General features: G+C 63.2%; 15 protein-coding genes. All 15 read right to left on the bottom strand.

The window, feature by feature from the left end; all coding sequences use genetic code 11:
* Nucleotides 1-8: 8 nt before the first annotated feature.
* Complete coding sequence (locus tag LDN75_RS06370; RefSeq protein ID WP_223936308.1) at nucleotides 9-1,466, bottom strand: FAD-dependent oxidoreductase; 1,458 nt, start codon at nucleotides 1,464-1,466, stop codon at nucleotides 9-11.
* A gap of 38 nt (nucleotides 1,467-1,504) precedes the next feature.
* Nucleotides 1,505-2,878: a S8 family serine peptidase gene (locus LDN75_RS06365; protein WP_223936307.1), complete on the bottom strand. Its 1,374-nt coding sequence runs from the start codon at nucleotides 2,876-2,878 to the stop codon at nucleotides 1,505-1,507.
* Entirely contained in the window at nucleotides 2,875-3,831 is a 957-nt protein-coding gene (locus LDN75_RS06360; protein WP_223936306.1) for a Ppx/GppA phosphatase family protein, read from the bottom strand. Before LDN75_RS06360 ends, LDN75_RS06365 begins: the two co-directional genes overlap by 4 nt.
* A complete protein-coding gene (locus tag LDN75_RS06355; protein WP_223936305.1) occupies nucleotides 3,828-4,511 on the bottom strand; it encodes a DUF501 domain-containing protein in 684 nt (227 codons plus the stop codon). Before LDN75_RS06355 ends, LDN75_RS06360 begins: the two co-directional genes overlap by 4 nt.
* A 68-nt stretch (nucleotides 4,512-4,579) precedes the next feature.
* Nucleotides 4,580-5,353, bottom strand: coding sequence for a septum formation initiator family protein (locus tag LDN75_RS06350; protein WP_223936304.1), 774 nt, complete (start codon nucleotides 5,351-5,353; stop codon nucleotides 4,580-4,582).
* 180 nt (nucleotides 5,354-5,533) lie between these two features.
* Nucleotides 5,534-6,814: a phosphopyruvate hydratase gene (gene eno / locus LDN75_RS06345; protein ID WP_223936303.1), complete on the bottom strand. Its 1,281-nt coding sequence runs from the start codon at nucleotides 6,812-6,814 to the stop codon at nucleotides 5,534-5,536.
* A 116-nt stretch (nucleotides 6,815-6,930) separates the two neighbouring features.
* Nucleotides 6,931-7,629 (bottom strand): MazG nucleotide pyrophosphohydrolase domain-containing protein, encoded by a 699-nt coding sequence (locus LDN75_RS06340; RefSeq protein ID WP_223936302.1) that lies wholly within the window; start codon nucleotides 7,627-7,629, stop codon nucleotides 6,931-6,933.
* Nucleotides 7,607-8,749 carry an adenosine deaminase gene (locus LDN75_RS06335; protein ID WP_223936301.1) on the bottom strand — a complete coding sequence of 381 codons (1,143 nt, stop codon included), beginning with the start codon at nucleotides 8,747-8,749 and terminating at the stop codon, nucleotides 7,607-7,609. Before LDN75_RS06335 ends, LDN75_RS06340 begins: the two co-directional genes overlap by 23 nt.
* 82 nt (nucleotides 8,750-8,831) lie before the next feature.
* The gene (locus LDN75_RS06330; RefSeq protein WP_223937506.1) at nucleotides 8,832-9,533 is read right to left on the bottom strand and encodes a DedA family protein; all 702 of its coding nucleotides are present in this window, start codon (nucleotides 9,531-9,533) and stop codon (nucleotides 8,832-8,834) included.
* Nucleotides 9,534-9,726: 193 nt separating this feature from the next.
* Nucleotides 9,727-10,395 (bottom strand): DedA family protein, encoded by a 669-nt coding sequence (locus LDN75_RS06325; protein WP_223936300.1) that lies wholly within the window; start codon nucleotides 10,393-10,395, stop codon nucleotides 9,727-9,729.
* 11 nt (nucleotides 10,396-10,406) lie between these two features.
* Nucleotides 10,407-11,717 carry a thymidine phosphorylase gene (locus LDN75_RS06320; RefSeq protein WP_223936299.1) on the bottom strand — a complete coding sequence of 437 codons (1,311 nt, stop codon included), beginning with the start codon at nucleotides 11,715-11,717 and terminating at the stop codon, nucleotides 10,407-10,409.
* Nucleotides 11,714-12,127 carry a cytidine deaminase gene (locus LDN75_RS06315; protein ID WP_223936298.1) on the bottom strand — a complete coding sequence of 138 codons (414 nt, stop codon included), beginning with the start codon at nucleotides 12,125-12,127 and terminating at the stop codon, nucleotides 11,714-11,716. The genes LDN75_RS06320 and LDN75_RS06315 overlap by 4 nt, the downstream gene beginning before the upstream one ends.
* A gap of 2 nt (nucleotides 12,128-12,129) precedes the next feature.
* The gene (locus tag LDN75_RS06310; RefSeq protein WP_223936297.1) at nucleotides 12,130-13,419 is read right to left on the bottom strand and encodes an ABC transporter permease; all 1,290 of its coding nucleotides are present in this window, start codon (nucleotides 13,417-13,419) and stop codon (nucleotides 12,130-12,132) included.
* Nucleotides 13,416-14,759, bottom strand: coding sequence for an ABC transporter permease (locus tag LDN75_RS06305; RefSeq protein WP_223936296.1), 1,344 nt, complete (start codon nucleotides 14,757-14,759; stop codon nucleotides 13,416-13,418). The genes LDN75_RS06310 and LDN75_RS06305 overlap by 4 nt, the downstream gene beginning before the upstream one ends.
* The gene (locus tag LDN75_RS06300; RefSeq protein WP_223936295.1) at nucleotides 14,749-16,269 is read right to left on the bottom strand and encodes an ABC transporter ATP-binding protein; all 1,521 of its coding nucleotides are present in this window, start codon (nucleotides 16,267-16,269) and stop codon (nucleotides 14,749-14,751) included. Before LDN75_RS06300 ends, LDN75_RS06305 begins: the two co-directional genes overlap by 11 nt.
* Between the last annotated feature and the right edge of the window lie 97 nt (nucleotides 16,270-16,366).

Here is a 16,366-nt window from a genome sequence, read left to right as displayed (position 1 = left end):
GATGTGTACTACTTGGCGTCAACCGGTACCGGAGTCTTGTCCTCGGCGGGCTTTTCCGCCGCAGCAGGCGCGGGGGCAGGTGCAGCAGCCGGCTTGGGGGCCGGGGTTGCAGCCGCAACGAAAGCGCCGCGCGGGTTGTCGAGGTCCATCAGCTGCGTGGTGTCGCGGCCTGCGAAGAAGGCCAGGATCCAGCCGAAGATCACGCGGAACTTGCGCTCAACCGTGGGCATGGCCATGCCGTGGTAGCCACGGTGTGCCAGCCAGGCGAGGCCGCCCTTGAGTCCGATGCGGCCCAGCAGGTTGATGTTGGCGACACCCTTCCATTCGCCGAAGCCGGCAACAGCACCAAGGTTCTTGTGCTTGTAGTCGTGCAGCGGCTTGTCCCAGCGGGAAGCCCAGAGGTTCTTGGCGAGCTTCTTTGCCTGGCGGAGGGCGTGCTGGGCGTTCGGGACACAGGTACCGTCCGGCAGTCCCTTGCCCGTGAGGTCCGGGACAGCGGCGATATCGCCGGCTGCCCAAGCGTTCTCGACGATGCCTTCGTCGCCGGCAATACGCAGGTCCGGGAGGACACGGACACGGCCGCGCGGTTCCAGCGGGAAATCTGTGGAGCGGATCATCGGGTTGGCCTGCACGCCGGCAGCCCACACCAGGGTATCGGCTTCAACTTCACCGGCGGACGTCTTGTCCGGCAGGTTGATCAGCTTGAGGTTGCCCTCTGCACTGTCCAGGGAGGTATTGAGGAGGACCTCGATATCGCGGCTGCGCAGGTGCTCTACAACCCACTCAGCCTGGGATGCGGTGACCTCGGGCATGATGCGGCCCATGGCCTCAACAAGGATGAAGCGGACTTCTTCCTGGCGGACACGCGGGTTGTTCTTGACCGCTGCGCGGGCGAGGTCTTCCATCTCGGTGAGGCATTCGATGCCGGCAAAACCGCCACCGACAACCACGAAGGTGAGGGCCTTGGCGCGCTCCGCGGGGTCCGTCATGGTGGAAGCGGCCTCAATGCGCTCCAGCACCTTGTTGCGCAGTGCTACGGCTTCCTCGATGGTCTTCAGGCCAATGCCCTTGTCAGCGAGGCCCTTGATGGGGAAGGTGCGGGTAATGGCACCGGCTGCGATGACGACGTCGAAGTACGGAATCTCGAAGGGAGCTTCACCACTGGCAGGAGCCACAACCGCGGTGCGGTTGGCGTGGTCGATGCTGGTGACGCGGCCCTGGATGAGCTCCGTCTGCTTGAGGTGCTGGCGGTGGGAGACGACCGCGTGGCGTGCCTCGATGTTGCCACCAGCGACCTCGGGGAGGAACGGCTGGTAAGTCATGTAGGGCAGGGGATCAACGACGGTGACGATGCCACCGGCATTCGCGATCTTCTTCTGCAATTTAAGGGCTACGTACAGGCCGACGTAGCCGCCGCCGACGACGAGAACCCGGGGACGGTCAATGAGCTCTGGGGTGGTTGCCATGAAACCAGAGTACAGCACTTTGTGAAAATCTTCACTAGCTACTTCCTGGTGGGCGGATCCACCGCTTCCAGTGCTCCCGTTTCGGCCTCCTCCGCGGCAGCAGGAGGGTTCTTGGCGACCCTGCGCAATTGGATGGACGCCCCCACGACGATCACAGCGAAAATGCCGCCGAATCCGAGCACGACGGCGGCCGGAAGGGCGTCATCCACATGCGCAGGAGTTGCCGCAGCAGGAACGGTGGGATCGGGCAGTGTGGGTGCCGCACTGGTAGGACTGGCCACCGGGGCCTGGGTCGGCGTGCTGAAGTCACCTCGCCGGTGGACACGGATCCAGTCCGCGACGGAACCGAGCGGATTGGTGGTTGTGGTCTCTACGTCATCCTTCAGCGCTGCCTCCGCATTGAGCACACCGTAGCCGTAGAGCGGGTCCTTGCCGGGAGCGCCGGCGTCCTTGGCCGTGCTCACAATCCTGTTGATGACCTGCTTTGCGCTCATGTCAGGCCACTTGGACCGGATGAGTGCGGCCACGCCGGAAACGATGGGCGCGGACCCGGAAGTTCCAGCCCATTGCGCGTATCCGCCCCCGGGAAGGCCACCCAACAGATTTTCGGCAGGTGCTGCAACGCCAATACTGATCCCCTGGGAGGAGGAGTCAACACTGGCCTGGCCGTCGGCGTCGAGACCGGCCACGGTAAGCACGCCGGGAATGGTGGCAGGAGCTCCAACCTGGACGTTGCCACCCACGCGGTTGCCGGCGGCAGCGACGATCACCACATCTTTTTGTTCGGCATAAAGGAACGCTGCATCCCAGCTTTGGGGCCACACCGGCGAGGTGCTGCCCAAGGAAATATTGATGACCTTTGCGCCATTGTCCACGGCCCAACGCACGGCGTCGGGAATCTGCTCCTGGTCCGTTTTGCCTCCCGGGTTGGGTGAACCAAGCCAAGTGGACACTGCCAGGATCTCCGCTTCAGGCGCGACGCCAACGATCCCCTCCGGTCCCCCGGCAGGAGGAACCGTCGTCGCGGCTGAGGGCGACGGGGAAGCTGCGGGCGTTGTGTGTCCGCGACCGGCAAGCATGGTGGCCACAAGGGTTCCGTGCTCGGTCTTCGCGCCGATGCTCTTCTGGCCGTTGGGGGCTCCGGCACCGGATACGTCCGTACCGCCCACCACGACGCCCTTCAGGTCAGGATGGCCTCCGTCAACGCCGCTATCGATGATGGCGACCTTGACCCCTGCTCCCTTGGAGACCTGCCAGGCATTCGTGATTCCCGATTCCTTGAGCCAGTACTCCTTGTCCCGCCAGGAATCGGCCATGGCCGCCGGCGCAGTCAAGAGCGCGCCCGCAAGCGCTCCCCCGGCCAGCATTGCGGCAAAGGCAGCAGAAAGTGGGCGGTGGCATCGCAAGGTCATGCGGAGTCCCGGATACTCAGGGCAATTCCATCCAGGATGTCGTGTTCGCTGGAGATGGCACCGGTGATGGCACCGTGGCCCACGGCGGCAACCCGTTCCAGGATGCGCCGCCACACCAGGGCTCCAGCACCAATGACGTCCACGCGGCCTGGATGCATGTAGGGAAGAACGGCCCGTTCGTCGCGGGTCATCTCCAGCAGGCTGGTGCAGGCGTCGCTGATGGTTTCAATATCCAGGTAGGCGCCGTGGATCCTGTCCGGCTGGTACGCGCTCAGGCCCAAGGCATGGGCGGTAATAGTGGTGATTGAACCCGCTACGCCAACCACAGCTGTGGCACGGTCCAGCGGAACTGTTTGGCCGGCAAGGTCAAGTGCGGCATCGACGTCGGCCTCCGCTGCTGCAATCTGCGCAGCCGTAGGCGGGTCGCTGCGAAGGTGGCGTTCCGTCAACCGCACGCAGCCGATGTCCACCGAACGAGCGGCAATCACACCGCTGGAATCGCCGAGGACGAATTCGGTGCTGCCACCACCGAGGTCAACCACCAGAACGGCGTCATCGCCTGTAACCGGCAAAACGCTGCTGGCACCTGCGAAGGACAGCGCAGCTTCCTCATCACCGGAGATAACTTCAGGCTCCACACCCAGAAGCTCTCGAATTCCGTCAACGAAAACCTGGCGATTCCGGGCATCGCGGGTGGCCGAGGTCGCCGCAAAGCGAACGCGCCCGGCACCGTGTTCACGGATAAGCGCTGCATAGTCCGCTGTGGCGGAGAAGGTGCGCTCCAAGGCCTCCGGTGCGAGTTCGCCCGTAGCGTCCACGCCCTGGCCAAGCCGTACCACGCGCATTTCACGCACGACGTCGGTCAGCGGCCCGGGTGCCCCGTTGGCCGAGGCGTCGGCAATGAGGAGGCGGATGGAGTTGGTTCCGCAGTCAATGGCGGCGACGCGGCTCATGCGTCCTCCGTCAATTCGCTGCTGGAGTCTGCCTTGGGCTTACGGACTGGCGCCGGGCGCCCCACGATGTCAGGCAAACCTTGAGGACCGTGACGGCTCAGATCCCTCGACGGGGCCTCGCCCGCAGTGTCCCAGGCGCCATCGCAGTAGCAACGGTCCTTGGTCCACCACTCTGAGATTGCCGCCAGGGCCTCGTCGCCCAGCGGGTTGACCCCGGGACCGGCAGCCAGCGAGTGGCCAACCAGCACGTGCAAGCACTTGACGCGGGTGGGCATGCCGCCAGCGGAGATCCCATCGATTTCCGGCACGGACCCGGTCCCGGAACGTCCGGCAATCTCGTTGCGAGCCTGCAGGTAGGCCTCGTGGGCGCCATGGTAAGCATCGGCGAGTTCCTGATCCGCAGTGAGCCGGTCATTCATTTCATTCATGAGCCCGCCCGCTTCCAGCCGCGACACCGCGGAAGTGATGACCGGGTGGGTCAGGTAGAACGTGGTGGGAAACGGAGTCCCGTTGCTGAGCCGGGGCGCAGTGGCCGCCACGAGCGGATTCCCACATACACAGCGCGCGGGAATCTCCACTACGTCCCGCACCGGCCTGCCGAGCTGGCGGCTGAGGACATCGAGGTCGTGTGCTGATGGCTGGCGGGATTCCTGCGGCACGGCTGCCGTGTTCTCTTCCACTTGCGCTGCCAACCTTCCTGCCCTTTTGGCCATGTCCCTGAAGGACACGACGGCGGCGGGCACCGCGTCTAGTCTGTTGCCGATCGTCTGATTGACTCCCAGAGCGCATCCACCCAGGGCAGGTTTGCCGGGTTTGCGGATGAGCCGGAGCCGGTGCGGCCCCCAGGGGTACCGGCGGCTTCTTCCCCGCCAAATACCCAGTAACCCGTTTCACCCGGCATAACCATGTTAATGCGGTCGCGGGCCTGTTGTTTCACGTAGTTGGGATCCTGCCACCGGGAAAGCTGCTTGTTCAGCTCCGCCTGCTCTGCCTGATTGCTGGCGATCTCGGCCTCCAGTGCGGAGATTTCGGCTCGTTTCTCCAGGAAAATCCTAACGGTGGGCGCCAGCATGATAGTGATGGCAATCATGACGACGGCCAGCGCCAGCATCCTGCCCGAGAACGCCTTGGCCGGTACGGGATCGAGGTCCTGGGCTTCGCGTGCACTGTTCCCGGAGGCTTTGTCAGCAGATTTCATGGACGTGGGGCGGCTGGTCTTGGCGGCTGAGGTCCTGGCGCTGCCCGGGGCCTTGCTGCTGCCGGAGGTCTTCGTACTGCCCGGGGCTTTGCTGCTGCCTGGGGTTTTCGGAGCCGACGGCTTTCTGGTGGCCGTTGCCGGCGTCGAAGATTCCGCAGAGCTGCGGGAGGCGCCGAACTCGGCCTCGATGACGTCCCCGCCCGCAGAGCCTGCGCTGTTGGGCCGACCTGCGCTGTTCGGCCTACCTGCGCTGTTCGGCCGACCTGCGCTATTCGGCCTACCAAGGGCGTCGGCCCTGGGAACCTTTGGACGACGGGTGGCCATGACACTCCTGTAATGCCCGGTGCTTGCCTGGCGGGTTGCTGCGCTTGCCCTGCGCGAAACGTGCGTGTGCGGAACTTGCGTAGGTCCTGCTGTGCCCGCGGTTCCGCAGGCACGCGTTAAACAGAACCGGTGGCTATGGTCTTTCCACCATAGCCACCGGTCAGCCGTTTTCGCGGAATGCTAGCCCTTGAAACGCGGGAACGCGCTGCGTCCGGCGTAACGTGCGGCGTCGTCGAGTTCTTCTTCGATGCGCAGGAGCTGGTTGTACTTGGCGACGCGCTCGGAGCGGGCCGGGGCACCGGTCTTGATCTGGCCCGCGTTGGTGGCAACGGCGATGTCAGCAATCGTGGTGTCCTCGGTTTCGCCGGAGCGGTGCGAGGTGATGGTGGTGTAGCCGGAGCGCTGGGCCAGCGAAACGGCGTCGAGCGTTTCGGTCAGGGAACCGATCTGGTTGACCTTGACCAGCAGGGAGTTGGCCGTAGCGGCGTCGATGCCCTGCTGCAGGCGGACCGGGTTGGTGACGAAGAGGTCATCGCCCACCAGCTGGACCTTGTCACCGATGGTGTCGGTAAGGGTCTTCCAGCCTTCCCAGTCGTTCTCGTCCAGCGGGTCTTCGATGGAAACCAGCGGGTAGTCGGCAACAAGCTCAGCGTAGTAGGCGCTCATCTCGGAGGCGGTCAGTGCCTTGCCTTCGAACTGGTAGGCACCGTCCTTGTAGAACTCGGAAGATGCAACATCCAGGGCAAGGGCGATGTCCGTACCCGGGGTGTAGCCGGCGTTCTTGATGGCTTCCTGGATCAGGTCCAGGGCAGCGCGGTTGGACGGCAGGTTGGGGGCAAAGCCACCTTCGTCGCCGAGGCCCGTGGACAGGCCCTTTTCCTGGAGGACGGACTTGAGGTTGTGGTAGACCTCAACGCCCCAGCGCAGGCCCTCGGAGAAGGTCTCGGCGCCGATGGGGGCGATCATGAATTCCTGGATGTCGACGTCGGAGTCAGCGTGCGAGCCACCGTTGAGGATGTTCATCAGCGGAACCGGGAGGACGTGTGCGTTCGGGCCGCCGAGGTACTTGTAGAGCGGCAGGTCCGAGGAAGCTGCGGCAGCGTTGGCAACGGCCAGGGAAACACCCAGGATGGCGTTGGCGCCGAGCTTGCTCTTGTTGGGGGTGCCGTCGAGGTCGATCATGGCTTGGTCGATGCTGCGCTGGTCCGTTGCGTCGAAACCAATGAGTGCCGGCGAGATCTCGTCGATGACCGCGTCAACGGCCTTCTGGACACCCTTGCCGAGGTAACGGCCCTTGTCGCCGTCGCGGAGTTCAACAGCTTCGTGCTCGCCGGTGGAGGCGCCGGAGGGAACTGCTGCGCGGCCGATCTGGCCGTCGGAAAGCAGGACCTCAACTTCTACGGTCGGGTTTCCGCGGGAATCAAGGATTTCGCGGGCGTGGATGGCATCGATAAGCGCCATGGATGTGCTCCTTATGGGCAAATTACAGGAATGTGGAGGGAAATTCTCAACGTCCTCGTCGCTACTAGCGTAGTCGAGAGTGGCTTAGGTTACGGAACGGGTTCCAACTGCTCACGTCATGAAGGCTGGGCCTGGCCGTTCTGAAACGATCGAACCGCCGCACGGAGTGCACGCTCGGCGTCCAGTCCTTGCTCCCGGGCACCAGCCACGACAGCGAGCAACAGCTCACCGAGCTCCTCCTCGGAAGCCGGAATAGCAGGAAGCCCGACGGCGGTGGCCCGGTTTTGGGCGTCAATGGACAGACCCGCACGCGCGGCCCGGTCCAGGGACTTTTGCGCCCCTGCCAAGGCAGGCAGGTGCGGTGGAATTCCCTCGAACGGATCCGCACGCCCCGGTTTCTCGGCACGCTTCACGGCATCCCACTTCAGGATGATTTCCTCGACCGTCGCCGGGAACGTGGCCTGCAGCGAACCATCGGGCTTGAAAACGTGCGGGTTACGGCGGACCATCTTGGCGTTGATGCCGCGGGCTACGGCATCAAAGTCGAAGCTGCCGCGTTCCTCGGCAAGCCGGGCGTGAAGCACTACTTGAAGCAGTACGTCGCCCAGCTCGCCGCGAAGTTCCTCGTCCCTGGCGGGCGAATCGCCGGCCTCGATCGAATCCACAACCTCATAGGCTTCCTCGATCAGGTACTCCACCAAGGATTCATGGGTGAGCGCCCCCATCCAAGGGCAGTGATCCCGCAAGGAGGCGATGGTCCGGATCAACTCCGAAATGCCGTTGCCGGACTCGTTAGCCGAGGTTGGCGTAGGCATCGTTGATGTACTCGACCAAAGCTTCACGCTCGTCCAGGGGCAGGAAGGCGGCCTCTGCGGCGTTGAGCGTCAGCTCAAGCAAATCATCGAGATCGTAGTCGAACGTCTCCACCAGGAGCTCGAACTCATCCGTCAGGGTGACACCGCTCATGAGCCTGTTGTCCGTATTGATGGTGACATTGAAACCGAGCTGGAAAAGCATGTCCAACGGGTGGCTCTCGATGCCTTCGCCAAAGCTGGAGATGGCCCCGGTCTGCAGGTTGGATGACGGGCAGATTTCCAGGGCAATTCCGCGGTCGCGCACCCAGGCGGCCACGCCGCCGAGCGTCACCATGCCAATGGTGTCCTCGCCGTCGTCGTCGGAGTTGTCCTCAAACTCCACCGTGATGTCCTCGGCGATCCGCACCCCGTGCCCAAGCCGCAAAGCGCGTCCGTCCACGAGCGCCGACTGGATGCTGTCCAGCCCCGCGGCCTCACCGGCGTGGACCGTTGCCGGGAAGTTGTTCTCTGCAAGGTACGTGAAGGCATCCTTGAAGCGGGAGGGCAGGAAGCCGTCCTCGGCGCCAGCGATGTCGAAGCCGACAGCGCCCTTGGCGCGGTGCCGAACAGCGAGTTCCGCAATTTCCTGGCCACGGTCCGCGTGACGCATGGCAGTGATGAGTTGCCCCACCTGAATCTGCTGGCCGCGTTCTTCCGCTGCATCAACACCGGCTTCAAGGCCCTCCTGGACCGCTTCCACCACTTCATCCAGAGTCAGGCCCTTCTGCAGGTGCTGCTCGGGTGCCCAGCGGACTTCACCGTAGATCACACCGTCCTCGGCAAGGTCTTCCACGAATTCCTTGGCAACGCGGAACAGGCCCTCCTTGGTCTGCATGACGGCGATCGTGTGGTCAAAGGTTTCCAGGTAACGGACCAACGAACCGGAGTCAGCCGATTCGCGGAACCATTCGCCCAAGGCAACAGGATCAGTGGAGGGCAGCGTGTGGCCGACGGCCTGCGCCAGTTCGATGATGGTGGCGGGCCGCAGTCCTCCGTCCAGATGGTCGTGGAGGGAAACCTTGGGAAGGCTCTTCAAATCGAAGTCGAGGGCAGGGGCGGCGTCAACAATGGGCTCAGTCACGTACCAAGACTATCGTGCAGGGATCTCCGGGCGAGCTTGCGGTTTTAGGGGCACGCTGGGTGGCCTGGGAGACGGCTGGAGGCTAGCCAGCAGGCTTGGAGAGGTCGACCCCGGCGACTGCCTTGGGCGTCAACTCCTGCGGGACATCCTTTGCTGTGTCCTTCTCCAAGTTCTGCTTCGCTGTGTCCTTCTCCAGGTCCTTCTTCTCCAGGTACTTGTGCCACCAGCGCAGGACGTGGTCCACCACGATGCCCAGGATCACCGCGAACGCCACGGCAATACCCACGCCAAGCAGCGGGTTGTTGTGCACCCATTGCCCGGCGAGCAGTCCGATGCCGATGGAGTAGCAAACCCAGGTGACGCACGCAAAGGCATCCAGCAGGAAGAACGTCCGGTGGCGGAACCCGGTTTGGCCGGCGACGTAGTTCACAGCCACACGGCCCCAGGGAATGTAGCGGGCCGTGAAGATCAGGACAGCCCCACGTTTCTCGAGCTCATACTGGGCCCAGGCAAACATCTTCCGGACCTTGGGACGCCGCATCCATTTCCAACGGTTCAAGCCAATTTTGCGGCCCAGCATATAGGCCATGTTGTCGCCGGCCATGGCACCCACCAGTGCGGTGCCACCGAGGATCCACAAGTTGGGCTGTCCGTTGTGGAGGGACAGCGCCGAGAGGCCCACAATGGCTGTTTCGCTGGGGAGGATGGTGGCGAATCCGTCAATGAAGAAGAAGACCAGAAGGACCGGGTAAATCCAGGGCTGCCCGGCTGCATGCTCGAGCATTTGGTTCAAAAACTCCACGCGGCGGTAGCTCCTAGGCGAATATGACTTGACACTGTGACGGAAGTCGCTCTTAGTGTCCCATGGCGGGGACGTCGTTCGCTACGCCCCAGCCTCGGGATCACGGACTTAACGCTACGCCTCGACCACGCGTTCCGTACTCAACCGCCGGACTGATCTTCCGGCGTCGTCCCTGTCATACCGTGGGTGGAGGCGGCCCATCTTCCTCAGCGATATTCGTACCCGCCGCGATGTTCTTACCGTCCAGCGGAACCGATCCCCGGACCTTGCTGATGATGCGGTCGATGATGATCCCCAGGATCACCGCCACCACAATCGCAATCACTGCACCCAACAGGTGGTTGTGCTCGAACCAGACCCCAAAGAAGTAGCCGAGGACCACAGAATAGCTGGCCCACAGGACGGCCGACATTGCAGTGAGCCCAATAAAGCGGCGATGGTTGAAATGCGTGGCACCAGCCGTCAAGTTCACTGCCACCCGGCCGATGGGAATGAAGCGCGCCACCATGATGAGCGAGGCAGACCGCCGTCGAAGTTCCTTGCCGGCCCAGCGGAAGGCTCCTTGCATGCGCTGTGTACGCATCCAACGCCAACGCTGGATCCCGATGCGGTGACCGATCAGATAGGCAATGTTGTCGCCTGAGAAAGCCCCGATCGCTGCCACCACACCGAGCAGCCACACGTTGGGTGAGCCTCCGCCGCCGGAGACAGCACTTAAACCGACCACCACGGACTCGCTGGGAATGGGTGGGAAGAAACCGTCGATCAGGCAGCAGGCCAAAACAAGGAACAACACCCACGGCTGCCCGGCCGCGGCGAGGATGAAATCGTTGATGGCCTGCACGGGATATAAGCCTAGGCGATCCTGTCGATGATCAGCTGATGGGCCGGTCTTGAGCCCTCAGGCGCAATCATCACGGCGTCCTGCAGCGCTTCCCTTGCCCGGTCAAACTTTTCAGGAGTGTCCGTCAACAGCGTCATCAACGGCTCGCCTGCCCTTACCAGCGCGCCTGGTTTGGCGTGCAGCCGCACCCCGGCTCCGGCCTGGACTTTGTCCTCCTTGCGGGCCCGGCCAGCTCCGAGACGCCACGCCGCGACGCCCACGGACAGGGCATCGAGCTCCACCAGGACGCCGTCAGCCGGGGCGTAGACCACCTCGGATTCCTTCGCTACCGGCAACGCAGCGCGCGGATCGCCCCCTTGCGCTTCGATCATCCGGTTCCAGACATCCATGGCCCGTCCATCCTTGAGGGCGGCGGCGGGATCGGCATCGTGAATGCCGGCCCCGGCCAGCATCTCCTCAGCCAATCGGACAGTGAGCTCGACGACGTCTTCCGGACCGCCACCGGCAAGGACCTCCACGGACTCCTCCACCTCGATCGCGTTGCCGGCGGTCAAGCCCAGGGGCGTGGACATATCGGTCAGCAGGGCCACCGTGTGAACGCCTGCGTCCTTGCCCAAAGCCACCATCGTCTCCGCGAGCTCACGTGCCCGCGCCTCATCTTTCATGAACGCACCGGAGCCCACCTTCACGTCAAGCACCAGCGAGCCCGTACCTTCCGCGATCTTCTTGCTCATAATCGAAGATGCGATCAGCGGGATTGCCTCGACGGTTCCCGTGACATCGCGCAGGGCGTAGAGCTTCTTGTCGGCCGGTGCGAGACCGGATCCGGCAGCACAAATGACCGCTCCGACGTCCTGGAGCTGCGCCATGATCTCGTCATTGCTCAAATTCGCGCGCCATCCGGGGATCGCTTCGAGCTTGTCCAAGGTGCCGCCGGTGTGGCCGAGTCCGCGGCCGGACAGCTGCGGAACGGCGACGCCGAATACTGCCACCAGCGGAGCCAACGGGAGGGTGATCTTGTCCCCTACCCCACCGGTGGAGTGCTTATCGCTGGTTGGCTTCCGGCCGCCGTCGGGCGTTGTCAGCGACGAGAAGTCCATCCGCTCCCCCGAGGCGATCATCGCTGACGTCCAGCGCGAGATTTCCTGGCGGTTCATGCCGTTGAGCAGGATGGCCATGTTGAGCGCGGCCATCTGTTCCTCGGCAATCACGCCGCGGGTGTAGGCATCGATGGTCCAGTCAATCTGCTCGGGTGTGAGCGTGCCTTTATCGCGTTTGATGGAGATGATCTGAACGGCGTCGAAGGCTTCGGTGGTGGTCACGTGGTTTCCTCCAGGTTTTCGGGACCAAAGGCGTCAGGCAGCACCTGGTCCATGGACTTGATTCCCTGCGTTGTCATGAGCTGCATGCCCGGCGCCCGGAATTCGTAGAGCAACTGCCGGCAACGCCCGCACGGCATCAGGACGTTCCCTTGGCCATCGACGCAATAGAAAGCCGCGATCCTGCCTCCGCCGGTCATGTGTAGCTGGCCCACCAACGCGCATTCAGCACAGAGGGTCAGCCCGTAACTGGCGTTCTCCACGTTGCAGCCGCTGACAATCCGGCCGTCCTCGGTGAGGGCCGCAGCCCCCACCGGGAACTTGGAATACGGGGCATAGGCCCGCTCCATGGCCTTGATCGCAGCTTCTTCCAGCGCATGCCAATCGACGCGCCTTTCGTCAAGAGTCGGCATCGTCAACCCTTCACGTACGGTATGCCGCTTGCGGCCGGTGGCCGCGACCTACCCACCAAACCGGCGACGGCGAAAATGGTCACCAGGTAGGGCAGCATGGCCATGAACTGGCTCGGCACCGGGGTTCCGATGATGCCCAGAATCGATTGCAGGTTGTACGCAAAGCCGAACAGCAGAGACGCCAGGAAGGCTCCAATCGGATTCCATCGTCCGAAGATCAAGGCTGCGAGGGCGATGAAGCCGCGGCCTCCGGAGATTTCCTTGGTGAAGGAGTCGATGGTGACAAGGGTGAACACGGCACCACCGATACCGGCGATCGCACCGCCAAGCGTCACGTTCCAGAAGCGGGTGGCGTTGACGTTGATGCCGAGGGTGTCCGCAGCCTGTGGGTGCTCGCCGACAGCACGGACGCGCAGGCCCCAACGGGTCTTGAACAAGCCGAACCACACTACGGCCACGGCCACATACATGAGGTATCCAGCAATGGATTGCTTGAACAGGATGGGTCCGATGATGGGAATGTCCGAAAGGAACGGAATCGGCAGGATATCCAGGCGGCCGGGGGTGTTGAACTGCTCCTTGTTTGGAGCCATGACGGTGCCGAACAGGAAGCCGGTGAGGCCCGAGACCAAGACATTCAGGACAACGCCCACAATGATCTGGTTGACGAGGTATTTGATGCTGAAGACCGCCAGGACCATTGACACTGTGGCACCAGCGGCTGCTGCCGCAATCAGGCCGACGTAAGGGCTGCCGGTCACCGTTGCCACCAAGGCGGCTGTGAAAGCTCCACCGAGCAACTGGCCTTCAATGGCAATGTTGACCACGCCCACCCGCTCACACAGGACACCGGAGAGGGAGCCAAACACCAAGGGAACAGCCAGCGTCACCGAACCCGCAACCAGGCCGGCAAGGGAGATTGAAGGCTGGCGTGCGCCGGCAACAATCCATACGAGCAAGGCGAAGACGAAGACCACTGCGAAGGCGATGGGCAACCACTTGGGTGAGCGCTCCCCCCGTGTCCACAGGTAGATCGAGTAAGCGGCCATGGCCAGGAGCACGATGGCCAGGACGATGCCACCTACCTGGCCTGGAATCGCCAGCGCCGGGACGGCAAAGGCGTCACCGGGATCGCTGATTTTCATCTCCGCCGTCTGGTCCGGGCCCATGAGGCCGAAGAACACGAGCGCAATGAGTGCCAGGACGCCGAGCGAAACGGGGACCTTCAAAGACGGGCGGAGCCCAGGCGCTGCTGTTGCGCCCGGTAGTGGAGCGGTGGATGTTGCGCTCACTTGGCACCTCCGGTGGCGTTGGCAAGGGCCGCTTTCCGGGCAGCCCTAGGCGTGTTGGTCTTCTTTTTGGGCTCAAGCCTGAAGATCGACCTGATCAAGGGGGGTGCTGCGATGAACAGGACGATCAGGGACTGGACCACCAGCACGATGTCGATGGGCGTGCCCGTTTGGATCTGCATCTGGACTGCGCCGGCCCGGAAAGCACCAAAGAGAAGGCCCGCGAAGAACGTTCCCCATGGAGTGCTTCGGCCAAGCAGTGCAACGGTGATGGAGTCGAAGCCGATCTGGCCCGCTACGCCGCCAGTCAGCACCTTTTCCGTACCGGCCACCTGGGCAACTCCGCCGAAGGCTGCGAGCGCGCCGGCAAAGGCCATCACCAGGATGGTGGCACGGGGTACCTTGACCCCGGCCGTCCGCGCGGCCACGGGGTTGGCGCCGACTGCGCGGAACTCAAAGCCAATGGTGGAGCGGTTCAGCATCCACCACACGCCGTACGTCAGCAGCACCGCTACCAGGAAGCCCAGGTGGAGCCGGGAATCTGGAATGAGCACGGGGTAGGTGGCAGTGTCATCCAGCCGGGGTGAGATGGGGCTGTTGTCCCCCGGTCGCCGGAACGCCGCAGTGTTCAGGAGGAAGTCCAGGAGGAACAGCGCGACGTAGTTCAGCATGATGGTCACGATGACCTCGTGCGCCCCGGTCCTGGCTTTGAGGATGCCAACTATCGCACCCCAGGCAGCGCCTCCGAGGACGCCCACGATGATGACGAGCAGCAAGTGGAGCCCGAAGGGCAAGTGCCACGTGAAGCCGACGTAGGCAGCCAACGTGGCGCTGATGATGATCTGGCCTTGGGCGCCGATGTTGAACAAGCCTGCGCGGAAGGCCAGGGCAACGCCGAGGCCTGCACAGATCAGCGGCGTGGCCACCGTCATGGTTTCAAGCAGGGGCATGAAACCTTGGCGGGGGTTGAAGACCGAGCCCTGGAACAACGCGACGTAGCTCTTTGTCATGGCATTCCACAGCGCCAGCAGGAAGTCCGTTGGCCGCGCGAAGAAGTAACCCGCGCTCTCGGCAACCTTCTTGTCCGTGCCGGCAATGAGCAAACCGCCCAGGAACAGCGCCACGATAACCGCCAGGACGGAGACAAAGCCGCTGCCCGTGACGATCTTGCGCATCGTGCTGCCTTGCTGGTGACTGGTGCCCCCGCTCTGCGAGGACACGGGAACGATGGACGGTTCCAGCGTGCCACCAGCGGTATCGAGTGCGACGTCCGCCGCGCGTACTTCCGAGGCAGATTCCTCGGGAGTCTGGTCCTTACCCGGGGTCTGGTCCTTACTCGTCATGGGAGCCTCCTTCCGGGCCGACGCCGGCCATCATCAGGCCGAGGGTGTCACGGGGAGTTCCAGCTGGGACAATGCCCACGAGCTTCCCCTTGTAAAGCACGGCGATCCTGTCCGCGAGTTCGATCACTTCATCGAGTTCCGTGGAAATAATCATCACCGGTGTTCCCACATCCCGCTCGGCAACTATGCGTTTATGCAGGAATTCGATGGAGCCAACATCTACACCGCGCGTGGGCTGGCTTGCGATGAAAAGCCGCAACGGCCTGGACAACTCGCGCGCCATGACTACCTTTTGCTGGTTGCCACCGGAGAGCGTTCCGGCCGCGGATCCCGCCGACGGCGTCCTGATATCGAACTCCTGGATCTTGGCTTCGGCATTTTCTGCCACTTTGCCGGGCTTCATGCTGATGCCGCTGGCAAACGGTGCTTGGTCGTAAAGGTCCAGCACCAGGTTCTCGGCGACAGAAAAGGGGCCCACGAGCCCGTCCACCGTGCGGTCTTCCGGGACAAAGCCGACGCCGGAGCGCAGCACGTCCTTGACCGGCAGGCCCAGGAGCTGCTTGCCATCCAGCGTCACGGATCCCGTGACGTGCGGTTGGATACCGAGGATGGCTTCCGTAAGTTCAGTCTGGCCGTTGCCCTGGACACCCGCGACGGCGAGGATCTCGCCTTGGGCGATGTCGAAGCTGATGCCGTCCACCACGTTGGTGCCATTAGGGGCGCGGACTGTCAGGTCCTTCACCACGAACGTGGTTTCCTTGGGCTGGGCAGGGGCTTTGTCCAAGGTCAGGCTGACCGGGCGGCCCACCATCATGGAGGCAAGTTCCGTGGCCGAGGCCGTAGGTGGGGCATCTCCTACTACCTTGCCGCGGCGGATTACCGTGATGACGTCGGAGACAGCCTTCACTTCGCGAAGCTTGTGCGAAATGAACACGATGGATGTGCCGCCTGCTTTCAGCTGCCGCATGATGTCCAGGAGCTCATCCGTTTCCTGGGGCGTCAGCACTGCCGTGGGCTCATCCAGGATGAGCACCTTGGCCTCCCGGACCAGGGCCTTGATGATCTCGACGCGCTGCTGGACGCCCACGGGCAGGTCCTCCACCAAGGCGTCCGGATCGACGTCGAAGCCGTATTTCTTTGAAATGTCCCGGATTTTCTTCCGGGTTTCATCAATGCTGAGGACGCCACCGAAGGACGTCGGCTCTGCCCCGAGTGCCACGTTTTCGGCGACAGTGAAGACAGGAACCAACATGAAATGCTGGTGCACCATGCCAATACCGGCAGCCATGGCATCGCCCGGGCCGCGGAAGTTGACCGTCTTATCGTCAACGAGGATCTGTCCGGCCGTCGGTTCATAGAGTCCGTACAGCACATTCATGAGGGTTGATTTTCCGGCGCCATTTTCGCCGAGGAGGCAATGGATCTGGCCGGATTCGACCACGAGGTCGATGTCTTGGTTGGCGTAGAAGGTCCCGAAGGCTTTCGAGATCCCCTTCAATTCGAGTTTCACAACTCCCACCGTTCTTTGAGTCCGAGGGACGGCTGTACTGCTCCAAAGCCATTGGCTTTGAGCAGAAGCCTATTCTTGCGAGGGCCAGCAAGATAGG

It is taken from the genome of Arthrobacter sp. StoSoilB5 (assembly GCF_019977235.1).
In the GTDB taxonomy this organism is placed as follows: Bacteria; Actinomycetota; Actinomycetes; order Actinomycetales; family Micrococcaceae; genus Arthrobacter.
Note: the sequence above shows the minus strand (reverse complement) of the source record. Positions and strands in the feature narration are given on the sequence as shown.